This is a genomic window from Leuconostoc pseudomesenteroides KCTC 3652 (assembly GCF_014634745.1).
GTDB classification, from domain to species: Bacteria; Bacillota; Bacilli; order Lactobacillales; family Lactobacillaceae; genus Leuconostoc; species Leuconostoc pseudomesenteroides.
This window is the reverse complement of record NZ_BMBP01000013.1, coordinates 1-21,588: the sequence shown is the minus strand read 5'-3', so window position 1 is coordinate 21,588 and position 21,588 is coordinate 1. Positions and strand designations below refer to the sequence as shown.

Annotated in this window: 18 protein-coding genes; 9 read left to right on the top strand and 9 right to left on the bottom strand. The window is 39.6% G+C overall.

What is annotated here, in order from left to right; genetic code table 11:
- Positions 1–9: 9 nt before the first annotated feature.
- Positions 10–1,482 carry an accessory Sec system protein Asp1 gene (asp1, locus tag IEU65_RS09810; protein ID WP_010275902.1) on the bottom strand — a complete coding sequence of 491 codons (1,473 nt, stop codon included), beginning with the start codon at positions 1,480–1,482 and terminating at the stop codon, positions 10–12.
- 244 nt (positions 1,483–1,726) lie between these two features.
- Here asp1 and IEU65_RS09805 point away from each other — a divergent pair, with 244 nt between their 5' ends.
- Both IEU65_RS09805 and IEU65_RS09800 read left to right on the top strand, forming a co-directional pair.
- Positions 1,727–2,578: a GHKL domain-containing protein gene (locus IEU65_RS09805; RefSeq protein ID WP_010275906.1), complete on the top strand. Its 852-nt coding sequence runs from the start codon at positions 1,727–1,729 to the stop codon at positions 2,576–2,578.
- Positions 2,559–3,260, top strand: a complete 702-nt coding sequence (locus IEU65_RS09800) for a LytR/AlgR family response regulator transcription factor (protein ID WP_010275910.1) — start codon at positions 2,559–2,561, stop codon at positions 3,258–3,260. Before IEU65_RS09805 ends, IEU65_RS09800 begins: the two co-directional genes overlap by 20 nt.
- A 44-nt stretch (positions 3,261–3,304) precedes the next feature.
- Here IEU65_RS09800 and gyrA read toward each other — a convergent pair whose 3' ends face one another.
- The 6 genes from gyrA to dnaA form a co-directional block, all read right to left on the bottom strand.
- Complete coding sequence (gyrA, locus tag IEU65_RS09795; protein WP_010275913.1) at positions 3,305–5,854, bottom strand: DNA gyrase subunit A; 2,550 nt, start codon at positions 5,852–5,854, stop codon at positions 3,305–3,307.
- A 66-nt stretch (positions 5,855–5,920) separates the two neighbouring features.
- A complete protein-coding gene (gene gyrB / locus IEU65_RS09790) occupies positions 5,921–7,933 on the bottom strand; it encodes a DNA topoisomerase (ATP-hydrolyzing) subunit B (RefSeq protein WP_031940959.1) in 2,013 nt (670 codons plus the stop codon).
- 46 nt (positions 7,934–7,979) lie between these two features.
- Positions 7,980–9,104 carry a DNA replication/repair protein RecF gene (recF, locus tag IEU65_RS09785; RefSeq protein ID WP_010275921.1) on the bottom strand — a complete coding sequence of 375 codons (1,125 nt, stop codon included), beginning with the start codon at positions 9,102–9,104 and terminating at the stop codon, positions 7,980–7,982.
- A complete protein-coding gene (gene yaaA / locus IEU65_RS09780; protein ID WP_010275924.1) occupies positions 9,086–9,535 on the bottom strand; it encodes a S4 domain-containing protein YaaA in 450 nt (149 codons plus the stop codon). The genes recF and yaaA overlap by 19 nt, the downstream gene beginning before the upstream one ends.
- A gap of 180 nt (positions 9,536–9,715) precedes the next feature.
- A complete protein-coding gene (gene dnaN / locus IEU65_RS09775; protein WP_010275928.1) occupies positions 9,716–10,849 on the bottom strand; it encodes a DNA polymerase III subunit beta in 1,134 nt (377 codons plus the stop codon).
- Positions 10,850–11,079: 230 nt separating this feature from the next.
- Entirely contained in the window at positions 11,080–12,426 is a 1,347-nt protein-coding gene (gene dnaA, locus IEU65_RS09770; protein WP_010275931.1) for a chromosomal replication initiator protein DnaA, read from the bottom strand.
- A gap of 600 nt (positions 12,427–13,026) precedes the next feature.
- On the opposite strand from dnaA, the gene IEU65_RS09765 reads away from it, so the two are divergent.
- Complete coding sequence (locus tag IEU65_RS09765; RefSeq protein ID WP_010275936.1) at positions 13,027–13,650, top strand: carbonic anhydrase family protein; 624 nt, start codon at positions 13,027–13,029, stop codon at positions 13,648–13,650.
- Positions 13,651–13,815: 165 nt separating this feature from the next.
- On the top strand, positions 13,816–14,754 hold the full coding sequence (locus tag IEU65_RS09760; RefSeq protein WP_010275940.1) for an AEC family transporter: 939 nt from the start codon (positions 13,816–13,818) through the stop codon (positions 14,752–14,754).
- 66 nt (positions 14,755–14,820) lie between these two features.
- On the opposite strand, the gene IEU65_RS09755 is transcribed toward IEU65_RS09760, so the two are convergent.
- Together IEU65_RS09755 and IEU65_RS09750 are read right to left on the bottom strand one after the other, a co-directional pair.
- Positions 14,821–15,615 carry an ABC transporter permease subunit gene (locus IEU65_RS09755; protein ID WP_010275942.1) on the bottom strand — a complete coding sequence of 265 codons (795 nt, stop codon included), beginning with the start codon at positions 15,613–15,615 and terminating at the stop codon, positions 14,821–14,823.
- Between the two features lie 13 nt (positions 15,616–15,628).
- Positions 15,629–16,366, bottom strand: coding sequence for an ABC transporter ATP-binding protein (locus IEU65_RS09750; protein WP_010275944.1), 738 nt, complete (start codon positions 16,364–16,366; stop codon positions 15,629–15,631).
- A gap of 466 nt (positions 16,367–16,832) precedes the next feature.
- Between IEU65_RS09750 and IEU65_RS09745 the strand changes: the two genes are divergently transcribed.
- The 5 genes from IEU65_RS09745 to IEU65_RS09725 are packed head-to-tail and all read left to right on the top strand — an operon-like array spanning position 16,833 to position 21,379.
- On the top strand, positions 16,833–18,011 hold the full coding sequence (locus IEU65_RS09745) for an ABC transporter substrate-binding protein (protein ID WP_010296532.1): 1,179 nt from the start codon (positions 16,833–16,835) through the stop codon (positions 18,009–18,011).
- Positions 18,012–18,059: 48 nt separating this feature from the next.
- Positions 18,060–18,938: a branched-chain amino acid ABC transporter permease gene (locus tag IEU65_RS09740; protein WP_010296533.1), complete on the top strand. Its 879-nt coding sequence runs from the start codon at positions 18,060–18,062 to the stop codon at positions 18,936–18,938.
- Positions 18,938–19,912, top strand: a complete 975-nt coding sequence (locus IEU65_RS09735) for a branched-chain amino acid ABC transporter permease (RefSeq protein WP_147651143.1) — start codon at positions 18,938–18,940, stop codon at positions 19,910–19,912. Before IEU65_RS09740 ends, IEU65_RS09735 begins: the two co-directional genes overlap by 1 nt.
- On the top strand, positions 19,884–20,669 hold the full coding sequence (locus IEU65_RS09730; protein ID WP_010278666.1) for an ABC transporter ATP-binding protein: 786 nt from the start codon (positions 19,884–19,886) through the stop codon (positions 20,667–20,669). Before IEU65_RS09735 ends, IEU65_RS09730 begins: the two co-directional genes overlap by 29 nt.
- The gene (locus IEU65_RS09725; protein WP_031941005.1) at positions 20,666–21,379 is read left to right on the top strand and encodes an ABC transporter ATP-binding protein; all 714 of its coding nucleotides are present in this window, start codon (positions 20,666–20,668) and stop codon (positions 21,377–21,379) included. Before IEU65_RS09730 ends, IEU65_RS09725 begins: the two co-directional genes overlap by 4 nt.
- Positions 21,380–21,588 lie beyond the last annotated feature (209 nt).

The window sequence follows — 21,588 nt, the reverse complement described above, 5'->3', positions numbered from 1 at the left end:
TATGCCCCGTTACGATTTCAATTTATTAAAGATTTGTTGCCACTTTATCCAAAGCATTTCACTATTTGTCTCTTTAGCCAGTTCACGCGCTGCACGCTGTGTTTGATTAAACTTATCTTGATTATCCAAATACATGGGTAACACGTCTTTTAAATCAGTTATTGCTGCCAACTGTTGTCCGTTTTCTTGTGGCACTAAATAAGACGTTGCTACTAAATTAATTTGTGGGACTGAAAATGTTAATGCCAAGGACTGTAAAAATTGGTCCGGATGCTCATCAAGGTCTATTAGTACGCGTGTCTGCGCCATTAATTGTTGTCGCTTTATTTCATTTTGAGACGCCAAAATTTGAAAACGTACTTTAAAGGCTGCTTGGCTATCATCGTCAATTAAACCATGTTCATTCTTAGCAGAGAGACTGGCTTGGTCTACCATAGCCTGAATTTCTGGATATAACATCGTTGATTCAAAAATAATTGTCGTACTAAAATCATTTGCTAATAGATCAATTAATTGCGTCACCACAACTTTCTGATCCGTTAGTGACATTGATTTAGTAGTCCAATAAATCTTTTTAATCGGATTCACCATATCATTTGCAGTTAATTCAACATGATTATCAGTGGAAAACGCAGGAATAATACTAATATTAACGTCATCTGACACTTGCTGCGATAAATATTCTCGATCGGCCGGTGTTTGAACAACATTGAAACCGGATTTATCATGTCCTCCATCTGCCATGGCTTCATGGTCATTAGCCGGCCAACTCATGACGACAGGTTGAGAAAATGACCACGATTGAATGATTTCACGATTTAACTCACCACTGGCCATAATCACATTGTCCAAATCTGGTATTGCGCTCAGATGTGATTTCAAAACAGCTTTAACTAGACTATTAATACTGTCAAATTGGGTTTGTGTCGTCCAATTTTGTTGTGTTGTCACTTGCCCTGTTAAACAGTCTTCTTGGATGGCAACTTGCCCACTGGGTGTCAAATAGTCTCGACGTACAAGATTATCTTGTTCAAATGTCAGTACTTGTGACACAAAGCCACGATCATCCAAAATCAAACGTTGTATGAGATGATCAGCTTCGTACAAATCAATATGATCAAGCGATGCATCCGTTTTTGGCGTCAAATAAACTGTCGCATAATGTTGCTGATTGACAGTCACTAATATTTGCCCTTGGAGTCTCACAAATAGAGCCCCACTGGGCCAATTTAAATCCGCTAATGCTAAAGGTAACTGTGCTTTCAAATCAATGTGTTGTAATTGATCAAATGCCGACCAGACATTGGCTAATTCCAGTTGTGCACTGGCCAATAATAGTCGTAATTGTGGTAAATAATCAAGTACAACTAATTCAACTGTCTGTCCTTGCGACAAAAATAATTGTGCTTGATGTCGACTGTCATTAAATTGTGGAACGACCGCATTTGCCTGATGCCAGTCTGGAATAATATGAATTTTCAATCTTTTTACCTGCCCATCAGCATGTACTTCAGAACTGCGGTAACTCGTACCGCTACACTGCTTCCATTATATCAGGTTTCTAAAATGAACTTCATTGCGCCTTTTTAACAAATTATAAGCAATTATGACTGATATGACGTATTATTTTTTAGTGATTATTATTGATATTTTATTCATTTTTAATTCATTTATTTTATTGTTATGATTATATATGTGCAATTTTATGAATAGAGGTATCGTTTTAATGGTTCAAGCACTCATTGCCTTACTATGCCAACCAAATTTTTCACCTTGCTACGTCATTGATATCTTACTCATTTTGATGCAGCTTATTTTACTTTCGAGTGAAGCAAAATTTTTATTAGTTTTTTTGCTCGTTTTTCTTATTAATTGTCTTGTCATTGCATTTTTTCGTCACCGTCATTTACTATCCCAAAAGCAACACGAAATAGCAATCACACACGATTATACGCAATCCCTAGAAAAAGCAAATGAGGATTTCCGGTACTTCAAGCATGACTATCAAAATGTATTAGCGAGTTTAGCCTTTGCTATTCAAAACGGTAATTTACAGGAAGTATCCTGTGCCTATGAAACACTAGTGTCAAGTAGCTTAACGACATTACCAAATCAAAAATCTTTCAACATCCATTTAATTGGCGACTCAAATTTACGCAGCTTATTACTAGTGAAGCACCGAATGGCTAGTGATACTGGTGTTTCATTTTCAATAGATCTACTAACAAGGTGTGAGACTCAAATCAGTCTAAGCCTATATCGTTCAATTGCTATTTTACTTGATAATGCTATTGAAGCAGCTGAAGAAACACAAAATAAATTAGTACGCTTAACTTTGCAAACTCTCAATAACGAACACATTATTCAAATTATCAACAGTATCGACCAGCCATTTTCAACCAATCATCTCACCCGATCAGGGTTTTCTAGCAAAAAAGGTCACAGCGGCATTGGCTTGACGTTTGTGAAGCATTATGTGAACCATCAACCGGATGTTTCACTGCGCACGACGGTCAGCCACGATACCTTTACACAAACTCTCACTTTTGGAGCGACTAATGAATTTTTACATCCTTGAAGACGACCCAATTGGACAGCAACGAATTCAGCATTATCTGCCAAGCAGTTTTATTACTGATTCACCAACAAAACTAATCACAGCTCTAGCAGCAGATCCCCATCCAAAAATTATTTTGCTTGATTTAGAAATTAAAGGTCTGCTGCATGCTGGTATTAATACGGCGAAAATGATTCGTCAAACTGATTGTATTTCTCCGATCATTGTTATTACGACTCATGATGAACTATCATTACAAATCTTTCAATCGCATATTAGTGCACTTGATTTTATCCAAAAAGCACAACCTGAAACACAATTTGGTAAAAAGTTGCAGCTTGCTATTCAAATGGCTTATCAACGATTAACTCAAGTTGACCTTAAAATGCCGGTCTGGCTGGCAATTCACAATGGTGTACACACCGAAACCTTTGATTTGAATACAATTTCTCATGTTAGTAGTAACAACGGGCGTCACTATATCAATGTCCATCAATCAAATATCACGACCCAAATACGAAATACCATTAAACAAATCAGCCGTTACCACGATAAATTTCTTCAAGTTCACGCTTCTTTTTGTGTCAATCAGGACTTCATTCAACAATATCAATGCAAAGACAAAGTTCTTTTGTTAACCACTGGTGATTTACTACCTGTTTCACGTCGTTTCAAGCATAATTTGTCGTATCTTCAACCATGATAAAAAAGAGTATCTCACTATTAGTGAGATACTCTTTTTAAATGTTATTCTGCATCATCTTGTGCACGATCTAATAATTGTGAGACTTGGTCAATCTGTTGATTATCAAGTGGTGCATTGTCAGATGTTTCACGTGAAACATCTTCATCTGCTACTTCTTCTTGCTGATCAACTTTTGCCAAAGTGGCAACTTGCGCCTCGTCTTCAAGTCTAATCAAACGGACACCAAGTGTTGCACGACCAGTTTGACTAACTGAATCTACGCTGAACCGTATCATCACCCCTTGGGTAGTCGTAACCATAATGTCTTCTTGTCCATTGACAATTATCATACCGGCCAAAGGCCCATTTTTCTCTGTAATATTAGCCGTTTTGATACCTTTACCACCACGACCTTTAATGGGATACTCGCTAACAGGTGTTTGTTTACCATAACCTTTTTCAGTAATCACCAACACGTTATCATTCTCGTGTAAGACATCAGACCCAATTACCCAGTCACCTTCACGCAAACGAATACCACGCACACCCGCAGCGGAACGACCCATGACGCGAACATCCGCCTCCGCAAAACTAACTGAATAGCCATTGTGCGTTGCAATGATAATATTTTGTGTCCCATCAGTAATTTCAACAGATAGCACTTCATCATCATCATGTAACGTGACAGCTTTTAGACCATTAGTACGAATATTTGAAAATTCGCTCACTGCCGTACGCTTAACAACACCTAAGCGTGTAACAAAGAATAGGTAATCTTTACTTTCACTGGCTTCACCACGAACATTGACCACTGTTTGAATTTTTTCGTCACCTTCAAAATTCAAAAGATTCACAACGGGAATTCCTTTGGCTTGGCGCCCATACTCAGGGACTTCATATCCCTTCATACGATAGACTTTCCCTTTGTTGGTAAAGAACAACAGCGTATCATGCGTTGATGTTGCAACCATTTGATCGACGAAATCTTCATCATGGACGTTCATGCCTTGCACGCCACGACCACCACGATTTTGTGATTTGAACTCAGCAGTTGGCACACGCTTGATATAACCACTGTTTGTCAATGTCACAATGACATCTTCTTCTTCAATGAGATCCTCATCTTCAATGCTCATCACATCGCCAACTTGTAGTTCGGTACGTCGCGCATCACCGAATTTAGTCTGAATTTCTAATAACTCATCATAAATAATTTGATCCACGCGTTCTTCATGTGCCAAAATATCCTTCAAATCAGCAATTAGTGCAACAAGTTTTTGATATTCATCCTCAATTTTGTCGCGTTCCAAACCTGTCAGACGAACCAGACGCATATCCAAAATGGCCTGTGCCTGTTTGTCAGATAACGAATAATCAGCAATCAATCGTGTTTTCGCGATTTCAGAAGTAGCTGACGCACGGATAATACTGATAATGGCATCAATATGATCCAAAGCAATGCGCAAACCTTCTAAAATATGAGCACGTGCTTGCGCTTTTTGCAAATCAAAGGCAGTACGGCGACGAATGACGTCACGCTGATGCGCTAAATAAGCAACAAGAATTTCTTTCAAACTCATTGTTTTTGGTGCGCCATGATCAATCGCTAACATATTGAAGCTAAAGCTAGTCTGTAACAAGGTTTGCTTGTACAAATTATTTAAAATAACGCTGGCTGAGGCATCACGACGGACGTCAATAGAAATTCTCAGTCCTTCACGGTCTGATTCATCTCGAATGCCGGTAATGCCGTCAATTTTCTTCTCACGAGCGAGTTCAGAAATTCGCTCAATCAAACGTGCTTTATTGACTGCATACGGCAATTCAGTCACGATAATTTGTTCTTTGCCGTTTTTTGTTGGTTCAATGTCAACTTTAGCACGAACAGTCACAGTACCGCGGCCTGTTTCATAGGCACGCCGAATACCAGACTTTCCCATAACAATACCGCCTGTTGGAAAATCAGGCCCGGGCAATGCCTCCATCAAATCTGCAGTCGTTGCTTCAGGCTTTTTCATCAAAATATGAAGCGCCGAGATAACTTCCCCAAGATTATGAGTCGGAATATTGGTAGTCATACCGACCGCGATACCAGTAGCACCGTTAACCAATAAGTTAGGGAAACGCGCCGGCAAGACTTCAGGCTCACGCTCTTCACCATCATAGTTGGGCACAAAGTTGACCGTATCTTTATTCAGATCCCGAACCATTTCCATGGCAACTTTACTTAATCGTGCTTCGGTATAACGCATGGCAGCAGCGCCATCCCCATCCACAGAGCCGAAGTTACCATGCCCATCAATCAACATGTGTCGATATGAGAATGGTTGTGCCATACGAACCATTGATTCATAAATAGCCGAATCACCGTGCGGATGATATTTACCCATGACATCACCAACGATACGCGCTGATTTTTTGTGTGGTTTATCTGGTGTGTTACCTTGTTCAATCATCGAGTATAAAATACGACGGTGAACCGGCTTCATGCCATCACGAACATCTGGCAAGGCACGCGCCACGATAACTGACATAGCGTATGACAAGAATGATGTTTTCATTTGTTCTGACAAATTCGCATTTTTAATGCGACTATCATTTGATTCAGACATGCTGCTTAACTCCTTGTAAGTATTTTGAATGATATTACATTACGTAAATCATCTGGATGGCAATTATTAAATATCCAAGTTCTCAACAAAGACAGCATTGTCTTCAATAAACTTACGACGTGGTGGTACATCCCCACCCATTAACATATCAATAACTGCTTCGGCTTCTTCAGCATCAGTTGGGTCAACACGTAGCAAACGACGATTCTGCGGATCCATGGTTGTATCTGCTAGTTGATCGTAATCCATTTCCCCTAGTCCCTTATAACGTTGAACTTTTGGTTTAATATTAGATGGCAATTGTGACAGATAGTCTTCAAGTTCTTCATCAGAATCAATGTACGTCATTGATTTATTATTGCCTAAGGCAACACCGTAAAGCGGTGGATGCGCAATATAAATATAGCCTGCGTCAACAAGTGGTCGCATATAACGATAAAACAGTGTTAACAATAGTGTTCGAATATGGGCGCCATCGACATCGGCATCTGTCATAATAATGACTTTGTGATAATTGGCTTTTTCAACATTAAAGTCATCACCAAATCCAGTTCCCATTGCTGTAAACAATGATCGAATTTCTTCGTTGGCTAACACACGATCCAATGAGGCTTTCCCAACATTTAAAATTTTGCCTCGAATTGGCAAAATAGCTTGCGTCAAACGGTTACGTCCTTGCTTAGCTGAACCACCGGCTGAATCACCCTCAACAATAAATAATTCTGAAATTTCAGGATCATTTGAGGTATTATCAGCTAATTTACCTGGCAAATTACCAATTTCCAAACCAGATTGTTTGCGTGTCATTTCGCGTGCACGCTTGGCAGCCAATCGTGCTTTTTGGGCTAAGACACCTTTTTCAACAATTTGCTTGGCAACTGCTGGATTTTCCATCATGAAACGACTGAACGTTTCTGAAAACATCCGATCCGTTGCTTGACGTGCATCGGAGTTACCTAATTTAGTTTTGGTTTGCCCTTCAAATTGTGGATCTGGGTGCTTGATTGACACGATAGCAGTCATGCCTTCGCGCACATCTTCGCCTGTCAAACTTTCTGCATTATCTTTAAGCTGACCATTTTTACGAGCGTAATCATTGATTACACGTGTTAAGGCTGTTTTAAAGCCAGTTTCGTGCGTCCCACCTTCATAGGTATTGATATTGTTAGTAAACGTCCGCAGATTGTCTTTAATATCGGTAGTGTACTGTAAGGCAGCTTCCACTACAATGCCATTTTCTTCACCCTCAACGTAAACAGGTTCAGGGAAAATAGCAGTCTTGTCCTTATTCAAATAGCTGACGTATTCTTTAATTCCACCTTCAAAATGAAAGCTTTCAGAAACAGCTTCTTCAGGTCGATTATCTGTAATTGAAATACGCAAACCTTTATTCAAAAAGGCCAATTCGCGGACACGTGTTAGTAATGTGTTGTAGTTATAAACTGTTGTTTCACGGAAAATATCTGCATCTGGCTTAAAATGAACAATTGTCCCACGCTCAATAGTGGGCTTTTCCGTCAATTGCTTCATCGGCGTATTGACACGTCCCACTTTGAAATCCATGTAATAAACAGTATTATCACGAACAACTCTAACGTCCAAATCCGTTGACAAGGCATTGACAACAGAAGCACCAACACCATGTAATCCACCAGATACTTTATAACCGCCACCGCCAAATTTTCCACCGGCGTGCAATACCGTAAAGACAGTTTCAAGAGCTGGCTTACCCGTTTTAGTTTGAATGTCGACAGGAATACCACGGCCATCATCGGTTACCGTGATTGAGTTATCCTTTTCGATTGTGACCGTAATATGTGACGCAAACCCTGCTAATGCTTCATCAATCCCGTTATCAACAATTTCCCATACCAAATGGTGCAAGCCTTGCGCTGTGGTCGTACCAATGTACATGCCAGGGCGTTTGCGGACAGCTTCCAATCCTTCTAAAACTTGAATCTGATCAGCATTGTAAGCGCCTGCTGCTGCATGAACGGTGCTTGCTTGACGGATTTCGGTATCATCGGTTACAATGCCATCAATGTTCTCCAATGCTTCATTTTCGATATTCTCTGCCATATTATTAGCGTGTGAACAGATATAATCTGCGAACACATTCTCCTTTTTAATTTTCCGTTTCTAAGGTGATTTCACCATGTTTCACGTGAAACACTTTAGGCGTGTGAATCAGTTGTCGTGCCACATCAGTTAACGATGGCGCCGTGATAAAAGTTTGCACTTTATCTTGAATTGCCAACAAAAGGTGGGTTTGCCGATTCGCATCAAGTTCACTGAGTACGTCATCAAGCAATAATACGGGGTATTCCCCTGTTTCTTGTTGCATCAAATCAATTTCAGCTAACTTGACTGCCAATGCCGTCGTTCGTTGTTGCCCCTGCGAGCCAAAGACAGCGACATCATTGTCATTGACAATAAATTGTAAATCATCGCGATGTGGTCCTAAGAGTGTTGACCCCATCATAATTTCACGAGCACGTTGTTTCAGCAGCGCCGCTTCAAAGGCTGCTGTAACGCCAGCCAAATCATCCTTTTCCTCAAAATTAACTGAACTATTATAAACAAGATGCAACGTTTCTCTTTGATCTGATATTTCAGCATGAATTGGTTGCGCAGCTTGTTCTAATTTCTTTAAAAATGACTCACGTGCTAGTAAAATTTGCGCGCCAACATTAACAAGTTGTTCTGACAAAACATCTAAAAAGACGGTGTCCGTTGTTTGTTTCAGTTGCAAACGTTTTAAATAAGCATTTCGCTCTTTTAAAATACGCTTATACTGTGTCGTATTGTACAGATAAAGCGGGTTCATCTGACCAAACTCCATGTCAATAAATCGACGACGAACACTCGGTGCGCCCTTTACTAACTCCAAATCTTCAGGTGCAAACAAAATCACATTGAGTTGTCCAATGTATTGTGAAAGCTTGCTTTGTTCTAAATGATTAACGCGCGCTTTTTTGCCTTTATTTGAAAAGTTCAGTGAGAGTGGCGTGTTACTAATGGCGCGCTTCACGCGACCACTAATTGTTGCTTCCTTTTCAGACCACTGAATTAAGTCTTTGTCACTACTAGTTCGATGCGACCGTGCCAAAGCCAGAACATAAATACTTTCTAGTAAGTTCGTTTTGCCTTGCGCATTTTCACCTAAAAACACATTGACCCCATCACTAAATTCAAGTGTCAAATCACCGTAATTACGATAGTTTTTAAGGGTTAGCGACTCGAGTTCCATGAAGATGGTCCCTTTGGATTATTGCGTTTTGGTCGACCAAATCCGCCTGAACGTGTTTGATTTTTTCGGCGCATATCTGCAAAGCGGGCTTCTTTACGTGCCTTAGCGGCAGCCGCTTTCTGCGCTTTGATACGATCATCTCGAATGGTTTTTTTAGCATTGACTGCACGTGCTGCTTTTTGTGCATCAGCCTCAGCGATTAGTTCGTCGACATTTTCAGCCAACTCAATAAGATAACGCTCACCTTCAATCTCGATTTCATCATGATCGTAGAGTTTTTTACCACGTCGATTTTCTGTTTCTCCGTTAAGCAAAACCGGATGATCCATCAAATAGTATTTGGCTTGACCTCCTGAAGAAATGATATTTTCTTCTTTTAGGAGTTGCGTCAACGTGATAAATTCAGTTGTTATATGTACGGTTGTTGTCAAAGTGGCGCACGCTTTCTTCACAGTAGTTACATGTAGTATTATACCATTTTTTAAAGTCAAAATCTCAAAAAAACGGTCTAAAATTGCATATAAGCGATTTTAGACCGTTTGTGTGTAGTTGGTTTATTCTGCTTTAAACGGTTAATTTTAAGTTTTTAAGGGTTGTCTGATTGGATGCGATTAAAATGTTCGAACTGGTGTAATCAGTTGCAGTTGTTTATTATCAGTTTCACCGGCAGGTGTCAAAGTGAAAGGCCGCAAGTTACTTGTGAACTTAACATCAACACTTTTACCATTAAAGACACGTAACGCGTCACGGACATAATCAGGGTTAAACGAAATTTCTAAATCATCCCCATCAATTGTCTGTGCGCCCAACTCTTCTTTAACTTGCCCTACTTCTTGAGAATTACCAGTCAAAACAGCCGCACCATTTTTCAGCGATAGTTGGACAACGTTGTTACGACTTTCGTGACTCAGCAAACTAGCACGATCAATAGCACCTAATAATGCGCTAGCTTCAATCGTAATGGCTGTTGTACTTTCTGTGGGAATCAAGCGGTCTGTTTCTGGATAATTACCCTCTAATAAGCGGGTATAAAATGTTGTGTGCCCCAGATCAAATACAGCCTGATTTGCGGCTAATTTAATATCGACACGATCTTGACCTTCTAATAGTGATTGCAATTCATTAAAAGCCTTAGCCGGAATAATCACATCGGCATCAACATCGGCATCTGTACCTGTTAATGTCACGATTCGTTGTGACAAACGGTGAGAGTCAGTTGTCACTGCTTTCACACTATTCCCAGTCAGTTGTAAATGAATACCTGTTAAAATTGGCCGACTTTCTTGTGTTGAAGCTGATATTTTTGTTTGGGAAATAATATCAACTAATTGCGCTGCTGAAACACTCAAACTTTGAACGTCTTCCATTTCAGGTAATTGTGGATAGTTTTGAACATCTTGACCATTAATTGTAAAGGCTGAAGCGCCTGATGTAATAGCAGCCCGTAGGCCATCAATGGCTAATGTCATATTGTCAGCGGGTAATCGTTTAACGATATTTGTGAAAAAAGTTGCTGGCAATGTAATCCCACCGGGTTGCGTAATGACGAGTTGTGCACTTGTATCTGATTGTGGAATCGTTGTTTCAATTGAAATATCTGCATTAGATCCAGTAAGAATCAGTTCCTCATCATTTAAAACCAATTTGATATTTGTCAAAATAGGAATCGTTGTCCGTGATGAAATAGCACGTGACACATCATTTAAGGCTTTAATAAATGCTTGTCGATTAATTGTAAATTGCATAAATAGGCTCCTTTTTACTTAACACCACTATACCAGCAATATGTTCTTAATAAAGATAAAAGATCTAGTAGTAATAATAAGGGGTGTGGAAGTTGTGGAAAACTGGGATGTGAATAAAGACATGTAAGCAAATAGTTGTTCACAAACCTGTTGGAAAACTTGGTTATTTATTACCAGTTATACACACAGACATTCACCTCTCCTATTGCCACTATATCATGATAAGTGTGCTATTTGCCGTTTTTAATTTCGTCAGTCAGTGCGTCAAGCATCTCTTTAGTGCGTGGATCACTTTCTGACTTTTCGGTAATTTTTGTGGTGGCATGTAGCACACTAGAATGATCGCGGCCACCAAACGCGCGACCAATATCTGGCAAACTTTCATTAGTTAATGTTCGCGTGAGATACATAGCAACGTGTCGGGCTGTGACCAAATCCTTCTTGCGACTTGAACTTTTGAGATCATCAATCGTTTGCATGTAGTAATCGGCTACCACTTGCTGTATTCTCTCAACTGTAATTTTGAATCCTTGATTAATGTTCAGGTCCCCTAAGATTTGTTGTGCCGTTTCCTTTGTTGCTGGCTTGTTCATATAGCGTAGACTGGCTTCAAATTTATGAAACGCTCCTTCCAAACTTCGGACGTTGGAGTCAATCTTTTCAGCGATTAATTCCAAAACATCATTTGGAATTGTTAGGCCATCTGATTCAGACAAATTTTGCAAAATGGCAACACGCGTTGGCAAATCAGGCTTTTGAATGTCCATCATAATACCCGCTTCAAATCGTGATGTTAATCGCGTTTGCAAATCGACTATTTCCGTTGGTAACTTATCGGAAGTCATAACGATTTGTTTACCATTTTTGGTGAGGACATTGAAGGTATTGAAGAATTCCTCTTGAACCTTCTCCTTCCCAGACCAGAATTGAATATCATCGACTAATAATAAATCAACAGAACGATATTCTTGTTTAAAAGCGGCAGTTGCCCCATCACCAGCTCGCAAAGATTCGGTGAAATCATTCAAGAAATCTTCAGCAGTGGCATATTTGATGTGTGCTGACGGTGTTGAAGCCGCATAAGCGTTACCAATGGCTTGCATCAAGTGGGTTTTCCCTAGTCCAACACCACCGTAAATCAAATAAGGATTATAGACTTGTCCGGGTTCATCAGCGACTGCACGCGCCACAGCGTAAGCATTTTCATTACCTGAACCAATGACGAATTTTTCAAATGTAAAGTCAGGATTTAAATCTGATTCCCGTGTAAACGGCAAGTTATCAAGCGTTGGTGCAGCAGCTGTCGTTTTTGGTTGGGCAATTTGAAGGTCTGGCTTGATAAAGCCATCAGCGATGGTCATGGCAAATTGGACAAAATCCATTGAGTATTCGCGATCCCATTGATCGATGATATCTTGCGCCATGTCGCTTGGGACAGCTAGCGTCAGACTAGTATCTTCCAGTGTTACTGGTTTGAGTGGTTCTATATAGGTAGAAAAAGTCACACGACCGAGTTTTGTGAAAAATTCAGCTTGGACTTTAGACCACAGTTCTTCTTTTGTGATTGGTTTAGTCACGTATCTCTCTCCTAAAAGCGTTCAAGTCAAAAATGACGATCAGACACTGATTAGATTTAGCGTCGATCATGGATTGAACTGACTGTGTTTCTAAAAGTTTAGAAGCAGTAGCAAAGATAATTATAACAATAAGAAAACGAGTTTTCCACAGGGTAACGACAACTTTAGAGAATATCAACAGTTGTGGACAACCAAAAGGGGTGAATGTGGACAATGAGACGAACAAATGTGTGGGTTATCCACACATCAACATGATTATACACAGCAAAACGTGTGAAAAGACAATATTTGAGGTTGGTTATCCACATTATCCACATGTTAACGTGCACAACTTGTGGATATGTGGATAACTTGTGTAGACCGTTGTTTATAAAAAATGCTAAACCCTTGCTAATCAACAGCCTAGGGGATAAATATGGATAAGCCTGTGAATGTAAAGGAAAGTTTAAGAAACTTAAATTTTAAATATTTTCCAGAAAAAACGTGTTGATGCATGTGAAAAAATAGGCAAAAGGAAGGGGACATTATTATAAAAAATGCCCCTAATTTTTGGTAAGAGAATAAAACTTTTAATGGTAGAATAGTGCAAAGGAGAATGACATGCGGCATTTAGATTATACAGAACAAGAAAATTGGCGTCAGCCAGATGATACAGCTTATCAGTCACCAATCGACATTGCGACGCAGTCGGTTCAACCTCAAGAAACTGGGAAATTTGCAATTTCTTTCCAAGATGAGGTGCAATACGATGATCGTGAAATAGGCGAGCAATTCCTAGTTCATGGGCAGTTACGCCTTGATGATCAAATTTGGGAACTTGAACGCTTTCACTTTCATGATGGGGCAGAACACTTGGTTAATGGCCAACGACATGATGTGGAAACACATTTTGTTTTCCAACATGGGGACCAAACTTTAGTAGTGGCTAGTTTTGGGGATGTTAGTGCCAATGAGAAAACTGGTGCAGTTAAAAATATCTATGACAATCAGGTTAATGCGGCAACTTTGATGCGTTTGCTGCCAAATAACCATAGTTATTTCCACTATGTTGGCTCACTGACAACACCGCCAATTCGGCATGATATCCAATGGCTTATCTTGACTGAGCCTGTGGCAATTTCAGCAGAAGATAAAGCAGTATTACACGACCATTATCCAGATAATTACCGTGAGATTCAATCAATTAATGAACGCGTTATTACTTATTACAATGACAAAAATTAAGACAATTGTGAGACCTACTAGTTTGCTGGTAGGTTTTTTATTTGCATCGAAACGGTTCTATGTTTCACAGAATTTAAAAATTTCAGATGAAAATCATAGCGGTAAATGATATGATAACATGTGAATGTTTTTAATTTAAATCTCACATTTTAAAGAGGCGATGTTTTGGCTGTTTTTTTTCAAAGTATACAGGGTGTTTTAGTCATTTTAGTGATGATTGCCATTGGCTATTCCTTGGCAAGTGCTAAGTGGTTTACCGACAAAAGTGGACAAATCATTGCACGGATTGTCACACAAGTGGCTTTGCCAATGTACATGGTTAATACCATTACGCAAGATTTCACTAAAGATGAGTTAGGGCGCTTGCTGCCAGATATTAAATTTCCAATTATTTCAATGTTGGTGTTATTTGCAATTTCTGTGGCATTTGCACGGGTATTAGCAATTCGTAAAAACAGACGTGGTTTGTTTCAGTCCATGTTTTTTAATTCAAACACGGTGTTTGTTGGCCTACCCATCAACATGGCGTTGTTTGGCACTAAAAGTTTGCCGTATGTGTTGGTTTACTACATGATTAACACGACTTTCTTTTGGACACTGGGCACTTATTTAATTCAACGAGATGGTGAAGGAGAGTGGCGTTTTGATATCAAAACAACCCTAGCAAAAGTATTTTCACCACCGTTGTTGGGATTTGTGCTAGGTGTTTTGCTGGTTGTTTTTCGAATTCAATTACCCACGTTTATTGCCTCTGATTTACAATACGTAGGTAGTTTAACGGTACCATTATCAATGTTTTTCATTGGTATAGCCGTGCAACGTGCCGGATTACGTAATCTAAAAGTGAATAAATACAGTCTTGGCATTTTGTTCGGGCGCTTTATTTTAGCGCCAATGGTGATGTTTTTATTGTTGTGGAAAGCTGATGTACCAATCTTGATGAAGCAAGTCTTTATTTTGCAGTCGGCAATGCCTGTGATGACTAATGCGCCAGTAGTTGCCAGTTTGTACGGTGCGGACGCGGATTACGCGGCCATTATGGTAACGGAATCGACGATCTTGAGTTTGATTGTTGTGCCAATTTTAATGACGATTATTAACTAACTATCAAAAAGGTAGCCACATATTTGTGGCTACCTTTTTGATGACATGCAATCATGTTTTGAGCAACTAATTGAGCTGAATATCGCGACGCGTAAAAATCAATAATCCAGAAATCACAAACAATACGATGAGACTGAGCATTAACACAACATTGTTAAGATCAATCGCTCGATTAACTAAACTGATATAATCAGCATATTTAAAGATACTAAGATAATTAATTTTTGCTACAATATCGCTTTGTGCTGATAGTGCGTTGACGAAGTAGGCCAAAAAGGCATAGCAACCAGTTACAATACCACCCACAGATCGTTTGCCACTAATAGCACTTAGACTATACGCAAATGTTGATAATGTCATATTTGTAAGAAAAAACATGACAATAATTTTGAATAAAACTGAAAATTTTAGCGGTTCATTAAGAGTGAGTGCAACAGCTAATACAGCAATTGCCCAAACAATAATTGCCAGAATGTTAATTGTTGTTAATGCAAAATACTTTTGAAAATAAACTTGAGTTCTTGAGACGGGGAGGGTCAAAAGCGACTGCAAAACATTTTTTTCTTCATCACCAGCGATAAATGTTATACCATACAAGATAGCCATAATAACCAGCATAATACCGATATTGCCAACAAGTTCAGTCGCCATGTATCCAGAAAAAGTTGTCATGATATTGGTTGTTTCACCAAACCACCCTTGAAATTCTTTTGGAATTTGCGCCATATCTTTGCCAAATAAGTCACGCATTGACGGAAACATCAAGCCAACACCAAAAATTAACAAAAATATGCCAATACTCCAGCATAATACGCCAATTCGGCGCTCGAACAAAGATTTAACATAGATATTTTTTAGCATATTAGTTTTCTCCTCAACGCGTATCTTGATGTGTTTGTACCAATTTTTCAAAAACAGCATCTAGATCAATGACTTCATGTTTTGGCGCAACAGCCTGAAGTTCAGCCATTTGCTTATTGGCAACCACTTTACCGCCGACAATAAAAATGACCCGATCACAAATTTCTGCAACTTCACTAAGATTATGTGATGAGATTAAGCCTGCACCGCCATCTTTTTTGTGTTGACGTATTAAATCAATGAAAATATTCTGTACGACGGGATCAAAACCACTTGTTGGTTCATCCATCACTAACAGTTTAGGGCGACTTAGAAGTGATGCTATCAAACTAATTTTTTGACGATTGCCACGACTGAGTTTTTTGATAGGTTTATCTAAATTTGCATTGAGTAAGCCAGCTAAATGGTCAATACGTGATGATTGCTCTGATTCTGGTATGTGTCGTAAATTGGCAAAATAAGTCAACGCTTGTCGACCAGTTACAGTCCGATCAAGATTCATATCAGTTGATAGAAAGCTCATATTCTGACGTAGCTTGGCTGCATTATTACGATTAAGTTGTTCACCAGCAATCTCAATTTGACCACTGGTTGCCTGTGTTAGTCCGAGAATGAGATCAATCGTGGTTGATTTTCCTGATCCATTGGGTCCGATGAAACCAACAATTTCACCTTTTTTAACGTCCAATGAAACATCAGAAATAGCAGTAAAATCACCGAATTTTTTGGTGACATGTTTGACTTTTAACATAAGCATCTCCTTAGGTTTGAAGTTGTTACTGATATTATTCATTATAAGTCAATGGGCATTTAACTTTGTGTTTAAAAATCGAATAAACTGTAACGTTTTGACGTATATAACAAGGTTCTGTGCGATAGTTTGGTTTGAAATGATAACTTTTCTCATTTTATTAGTTGTTGACAAGATTTTGTGTGTCTTGTATGATATTAAATATTAAGAAATTGGAGGCAACACATCATGCACAACATGAATCAAACACAAATCTCATCTCAAGCCCTCCTTCTCCTCCTCATGCTGTAAGTCATGACGAGGTTTTTCGCGCTCATGACTAACTGGTAATCAGTTTTCATGGGTGTTGAAATGATGAGTATGTCTATTATCATGATTAACGATTTAAACCCATGAATTTTGATATTCATGGGTTTTTTATTTGCGAAAAAGAAGGTAATTAGAGAAGAGAATTGGAGAAGGAAAAATGAAAAGAATTGTAATTGTTGGGGCAGTATTTGTCGTCGCCGTAGGCGGCATTATTGGCTATGGGGTAATGAATCGTCAGTCTGGTCAGGCGTCATCATCAACGGTGATTAAAATCGGTGGCGTATTTGACACATCAGGTGATGCCTCTTCGTACGGTAAAGCAGAGCAGGATGGAGCCAATTTTGCCATTAAGCAAATCAATGCTAATGGTGGTGTCAAGGTCAATGGCAAAAGCTATAAATTTAAGATTATCAATAAAGATGCCAAGACGGATAACACTGAAACAGCGTCAGTGACAAGCAACTTGATTAACAACGAAAAAGTGAGTGCAATTGTAGGACCTGTTATCACATCAGGCGTTCAAGCAGCCGTCCCAGTGGCGACACAAGGGAAGACGCCAATGATTTCACCAACAGCTGGCGCTGATAATATTACGATACAAAAAAACGGAAAAGTTCAGCCTTATGTTTTCCGAGCACAATATAAGAATTCGTTTATGGGCACAAAGATGGCACAATTTGCGACTGAAAATTTGAAAGCCAAGAATGTTGTTATTTTCCAAGATAATTCCTCAGATTATGGGACAGGCATTACAGCTGCGTTCAAGAAAGCATATAAGGGTAAGGTTGTTGACGTTGAATCTTACCAAGAAGGCAGCAAGGACTTGCAAGCTGTTTTGACCAAAATAAAAGATAAGCAGTTTGATGCTGTGGTTATCAATGGTTACTATACTGAGGGCGGTGCCATTTTGAAGCAAATGCGTGATATGGGCATTAATGTGCCAGTTATTGGTCCTGATGGTATTGGTGATCCTAAAACTGCAGAGATTGCGGGCAACAAAAATACAAGCAATGTTTATTATGCTGCTCATTTCTCAGTTGATGCACCGGCAACCAAAGTGGCAACGCCATTTGCAAAGGCTTACAAGAAAGCCTATGGCAAAGAGCCATCACAGTTTACAGCCTTGGCTTATGATTCTGTTCGTATGATTAAAGCAGCAATTGAAAATGAAAATTCAACAAGTAAGGCGGCGATTACCAAAGGTTTGGCAAATTTGAAGAATTTTGAAGGCGTTACAGGAAAAATGTTGATTGACAAAGACCATAATCCGGTGAAGTCAATGGTGATGGTTGGTATGACAGATGGTAAAGAGTCATCTGCTGTGGTCGTGAAGTAAATCAAACGTTACACAGAGTTGACGTGTTGATCAAATTTTGAGGTTAAAATGACAATTTTCATTCAGCAAGTAATCAACGGACTGATGTTAGGCAGTGTTTACGCACTATTGGCATTAGGCTACACAATGGTTTACGGTATTATCAAATTAATTAATTTTGCACATGGCGATATCTATATGCTTGGCGCCTATTTCGGTTATTTTTTTATCAAAGTGCTACACTTAAATTTCTTCATTGCCTTGGTTTTGGCGATGGCAGTCAGCGCGGTGATTGGGGTTTTGATTGAATATATTGCATATCGGCCACTACGTCATTCACCAAGGATAGCGGTGCTAATTTCAGCGCTTGGTATAGCATTTTTGCTGGAAAACGGCATGACGTACCTATATGGGTCTGATCAACGTTCTTTTCCGCAAGCTATTAAGACTGTGCAGTACCATTTTTATGGGATTCAAGTGTCCAATATTCAACTTATCATCGCCGTAACATCAATCGTGTTGATGTTATTGCTAACGTATGTTGTCAAACGCACTAAGATGGGTCGGGCAATGCGGGCGGTGTCAGCAGATCCTGATGCTGCAACTTTAATGGGCATCAATATTAATCACACGATTTCATTTACTTTTGCAATTGGATCAGCATTGGCCGCGGCTGGTGGTGTGTTGATTGGACTTTATTACAATAGCATCGATCCTTTGATGGGCATGACACCGGGGTTGAAAGCCTTTGTTGCAGCTGTTTTGGGTGGTATCGGTATTATTCCCGGAGCCGCTGTTGGTGGCTGGCTGATCGGTATATTAGAAACAATGGTACAAGCGACTTCGTTTTCTGCTTATAAAGACGCCATCGTGTATGCGATGTTAATTGTTATTTTGTTGATAAAGCCGACTGGTATTTTGGGTAAAAACAAGCGGGAGAAGGTGTAATGGATCAAACGCATATTAAATACACATTGTCGTGGGCAGCAATGGCTGCCATGGGCTTTGTTTTGATTTTCATGGCACAAATGGTTGGCTTAATCGGACATTATGGTGTCACAACGATTGTGTTGATCGGCATCAATGTGATTGCGGCATTGGGCTTGAATTTGGTTGTGGGGATATCGGGGCAATTTTCGCTAGGCCATGCCGGATTTATGGCGATTGGGGCGTATGCAACGGCGCTGATTATGGGAGTTTTGCCCGGTGTTATGGGCTTTATTGTAGGCATGGTAACTGGTATCGCCGTGAGTGGTATTGTTGCTTTGATCGTTGGGATACCAACTTTACGTTTACGTGGTGACTATCTAGCAATTGCAACGCTAGGATTTGCAGAAATCATTCGTATTGTCATTATGAACTTAAAAATTACTAACGGACCAGCCGGTATTTTTGGTATTGCGCCGTTTGTTAGTTGGCAATTGGTCTATATTTTAGCGGTTATCACGCTAATTATTGTCGTTAATTTTGTCCGTAGTATGCCGGGAAGAGCAATTATTGCAGTACGAGATAATGAAATTGCTGCTGAATCATTAGGTATTAATACGACAAAATACAAGGTTATCGCCTTTGTGTTGGGCGCATTATTTGCAGCTATGGCTGGTAGTTTACGGGCAAGTTTTATTCAATCGATTGCGCCTAAAGACTATGCATTTATGCAAAGTATTATGATTTTAATCATCATTGTAATCGGCGGGATTGGGTCAATGAGCGGCACGGTAATTACGGCTATTGCTTTGGGTATTTTAGACACGTTGTTACAAAATTTTGGTTCATTACGTATGGTTATTTATTCCGTTATCTTAATTGTCGTGATGTTAATCAGACCGCAAGGTATTTTTGGCAGTCGTGAATTATCTTTAAAAAAATGGCTATTTGATGGAGGAGATGGACATGACACAGACCATACTGAAAACGCATGATTTAAGCATTCGCTTTGGTGGTGTCACAGCAGTTGATCACGTCAATATTGAAGCTTCCGAAAATGAGTTAATTGGTTTAATTGGTCCAAACGGCGCAGGTAAAACGACATTATTTAATCTGTTGACTGGCGTTTATCGGCCAACCGAGGGCGATGTGGCATTGTTTGATGGTCAAAAGTTAGGCATAGTGAATCAGCAATCACCGGCTAAAAGAGCACGATTGGGCATTGCGCGAACGTTCCAAAATATCCGTTTATTTGAAAGCCGTACGGTTTTGGAAAATGTCATGATTGCAATGAATTCGCATACTCGAGCCCACACATGGGACGCGATATTGCGACTGCCATCTTTTTACAAGCATGAAGCGACTTTAAAAAATGAGGCGCGTCAATTATTGTCAATTTTTGATATGTTGGGTGTTCAGGATACTTTAGCCACTAACTTACCGTATGGGCAGCAACGACGCTTAGAGATTGTTCGAGCATTGGCGACTAAACCAAAAATCTTGTTTTTGGATGAACCTGCTGCGGGGATGAATCCCCAAGAAACCGCTGATTTGACCCGCCTTATTAAACAAGTGCAACAGGAATTTAAGATGACCATTATCCTAATTGAGCATGATATGAATTTGGTCATGGCAGTGAGTGAGCGACTTTATGTGCTGGAATACGGGAAATTATTGGCAAGCGGGACACCGGCAGAAATACAACAAAATGCTGATGTCATCCGCGCATATTTGGGAGAAAACGATACATGAGTGCATTGTTAACTGTTGAAAATTTGAATGTCAGTTATGGCGCAATCAAAGCTGTACAAAATGTCAATTTTACCGTGCATGATAATGAAATTGTGTCGTTAATTGGCGCAAACGGCGCTGGCAAAACGACAATCTTGAGAACTATTTCAAATTTAACCAAACCGACCTCTGGGCACATCAATTTTCAAAATCAAGATATTTTAGGGATGGCTTCAGCCAAAATTGTGTCTAGCGGAATTGCCCAAGTACCAGAAGGTAGACGCGTTTTTGCTGGCATGACAGTGCAAGAAAATCTGCAATTAGGTGCTTTCACACGTGATAAAGGCACTAATTTGAAGTCAGAATACGCGCTGATTTACGACCAATTTCCAATTTTAAAGGAGCGGCGTAATCAAGATGCAGCAACCTTATCTGGTGGCGAACAGCAAATGTTAGCAATGGGACGCGCGCTAATGGCCAAGCCGAAGTTATTGCTACTAGATGAACCGTCAATGGGATTAGCACCATTATTTATTGAAAAAATTTTTGATATTATCAGGACTGTCAATGAACAGGGCGTGACGGTGTTAGTCATTGAGCAAAATGCTAACCAAGCCTTGAAGATTGCTGATCGTGGCTATGTTTTAGAAAGTGGTCAAATTACGATGACCGGTACTGGTGCTGAATTACTGGCTTCAGATGATGTGAGAAAAGCTTATTTGGGCGGTTGACGCGATAGTGGTGTGTCAGTCGATATCTAAAACGCCAACACAGTAATAATTGTGTTAGCGTTTTTTTTAGTGTGATGAAGCACCGAAAACAGCCAGACGTTCTGCCAAACTCGTTTCCACGGCCGTGACACCAGGTGCTAATAGTTTCCTAGGATCGTAATTTTTACCAATCAAATCTTGATCAGTTAAAATAAAGTCTCTTAGTGCTT

Bases quoted from the DNA above. Each gene is read 5' to 3' on its own strand.
- IEU65_RS09745 (WP_010296532.1), top strand. From the start codon at position 16,833: ATGAAAAGAATTGTAATTGTTGGGGCAGTATTTGTCGTCGCCGTAGGC.
- IEU65_RS09740 (WP_010296533.1), top strand. From the start codon at position 18,060: ATGACAATTTTCATTCAGCAAGTAATCAACGGACTGATGTTAGGCAGT.
- recF (WP_010275921.1), bottom strand. From the start codon at position 9,104: ATGGAACTCGAGTCGCTAACCCTTAAAAACTATCGTAATTACGGTGAT.
- IEU65_RS09725 (WP_031941005.1), top strand. From the start codon at position 20,666: ATGAGTGCATTGTTAACTGTTGAAAATTTGAATGTCAGTTATGGCGCA.
- IEU65_RS09730 (WP_010278666.1), top strand. From the start codon at position 19,884: ATGACACAGACCATACTGAAAACGCATGATTTAAGCATTCGCTTTGGT.
- gyrB (WP_031940959.1), bottom strand. From the start codon at position 7,933: ATGGCAGAGAATATCGAAAATGAAGCATTGGAGAACATTGATGGCATT.
- gyrA (WP_010275913.1), bottom strand. From the start codon at position 5,854: ATGTCTGAATCAAATGATAGTCGCATTAAAAATGCGAATTTGTCAGAA.
- IEU65_RS09750 (WP_010275944.1), bottom strand. From the start codon at position 16,366: ATGTTAAAAGTCAAACATGTCACCAAAAAATTCGGTGATTTTACTGCT.
- IEU65_RS09805 (WP_010275906.1), top strand. From the start codon at position 1,727: ATGGTTCAAGCACTCATTGCCTTACTATGCCAACCAAATTTTTCACCT.
- IEU65_RS09735 (WP_147651143.1), top strand. From the start codon at position 18,938: ATGGATCAAACGCATATTAAATACACATTGTCGTGGGCAGCAATGGCT.
- IEU65_RS09800 (WP_010275910.1), top strand. From the start codon at position 2,559: ATGAATTTTTACATCCTTGAAGACGACCCAATTGGACAGCAACGAATT.
- IEU65_RS09765 (WP_010275936.1), top strand. From the start codon at position 13,027: ATGCGGCATTTAGATTATACAGAACAAGAAAATTGGCGTCAGCCAGAT.
- dnaN (WP_010275928.1), bottom strand. From the start codon at position 10,849: ATGCAATTTACAATTAATCGACAAGCATTTATTAAAGCCTTAAATGAT.
- IEU65_RS09755 (WP_010275942.1), bottom strand. From the start codon at position 15,615: ATGCTAAAAAATATCTATGTTAAATCTTTGTTCGAGCGCCGAATTGGC.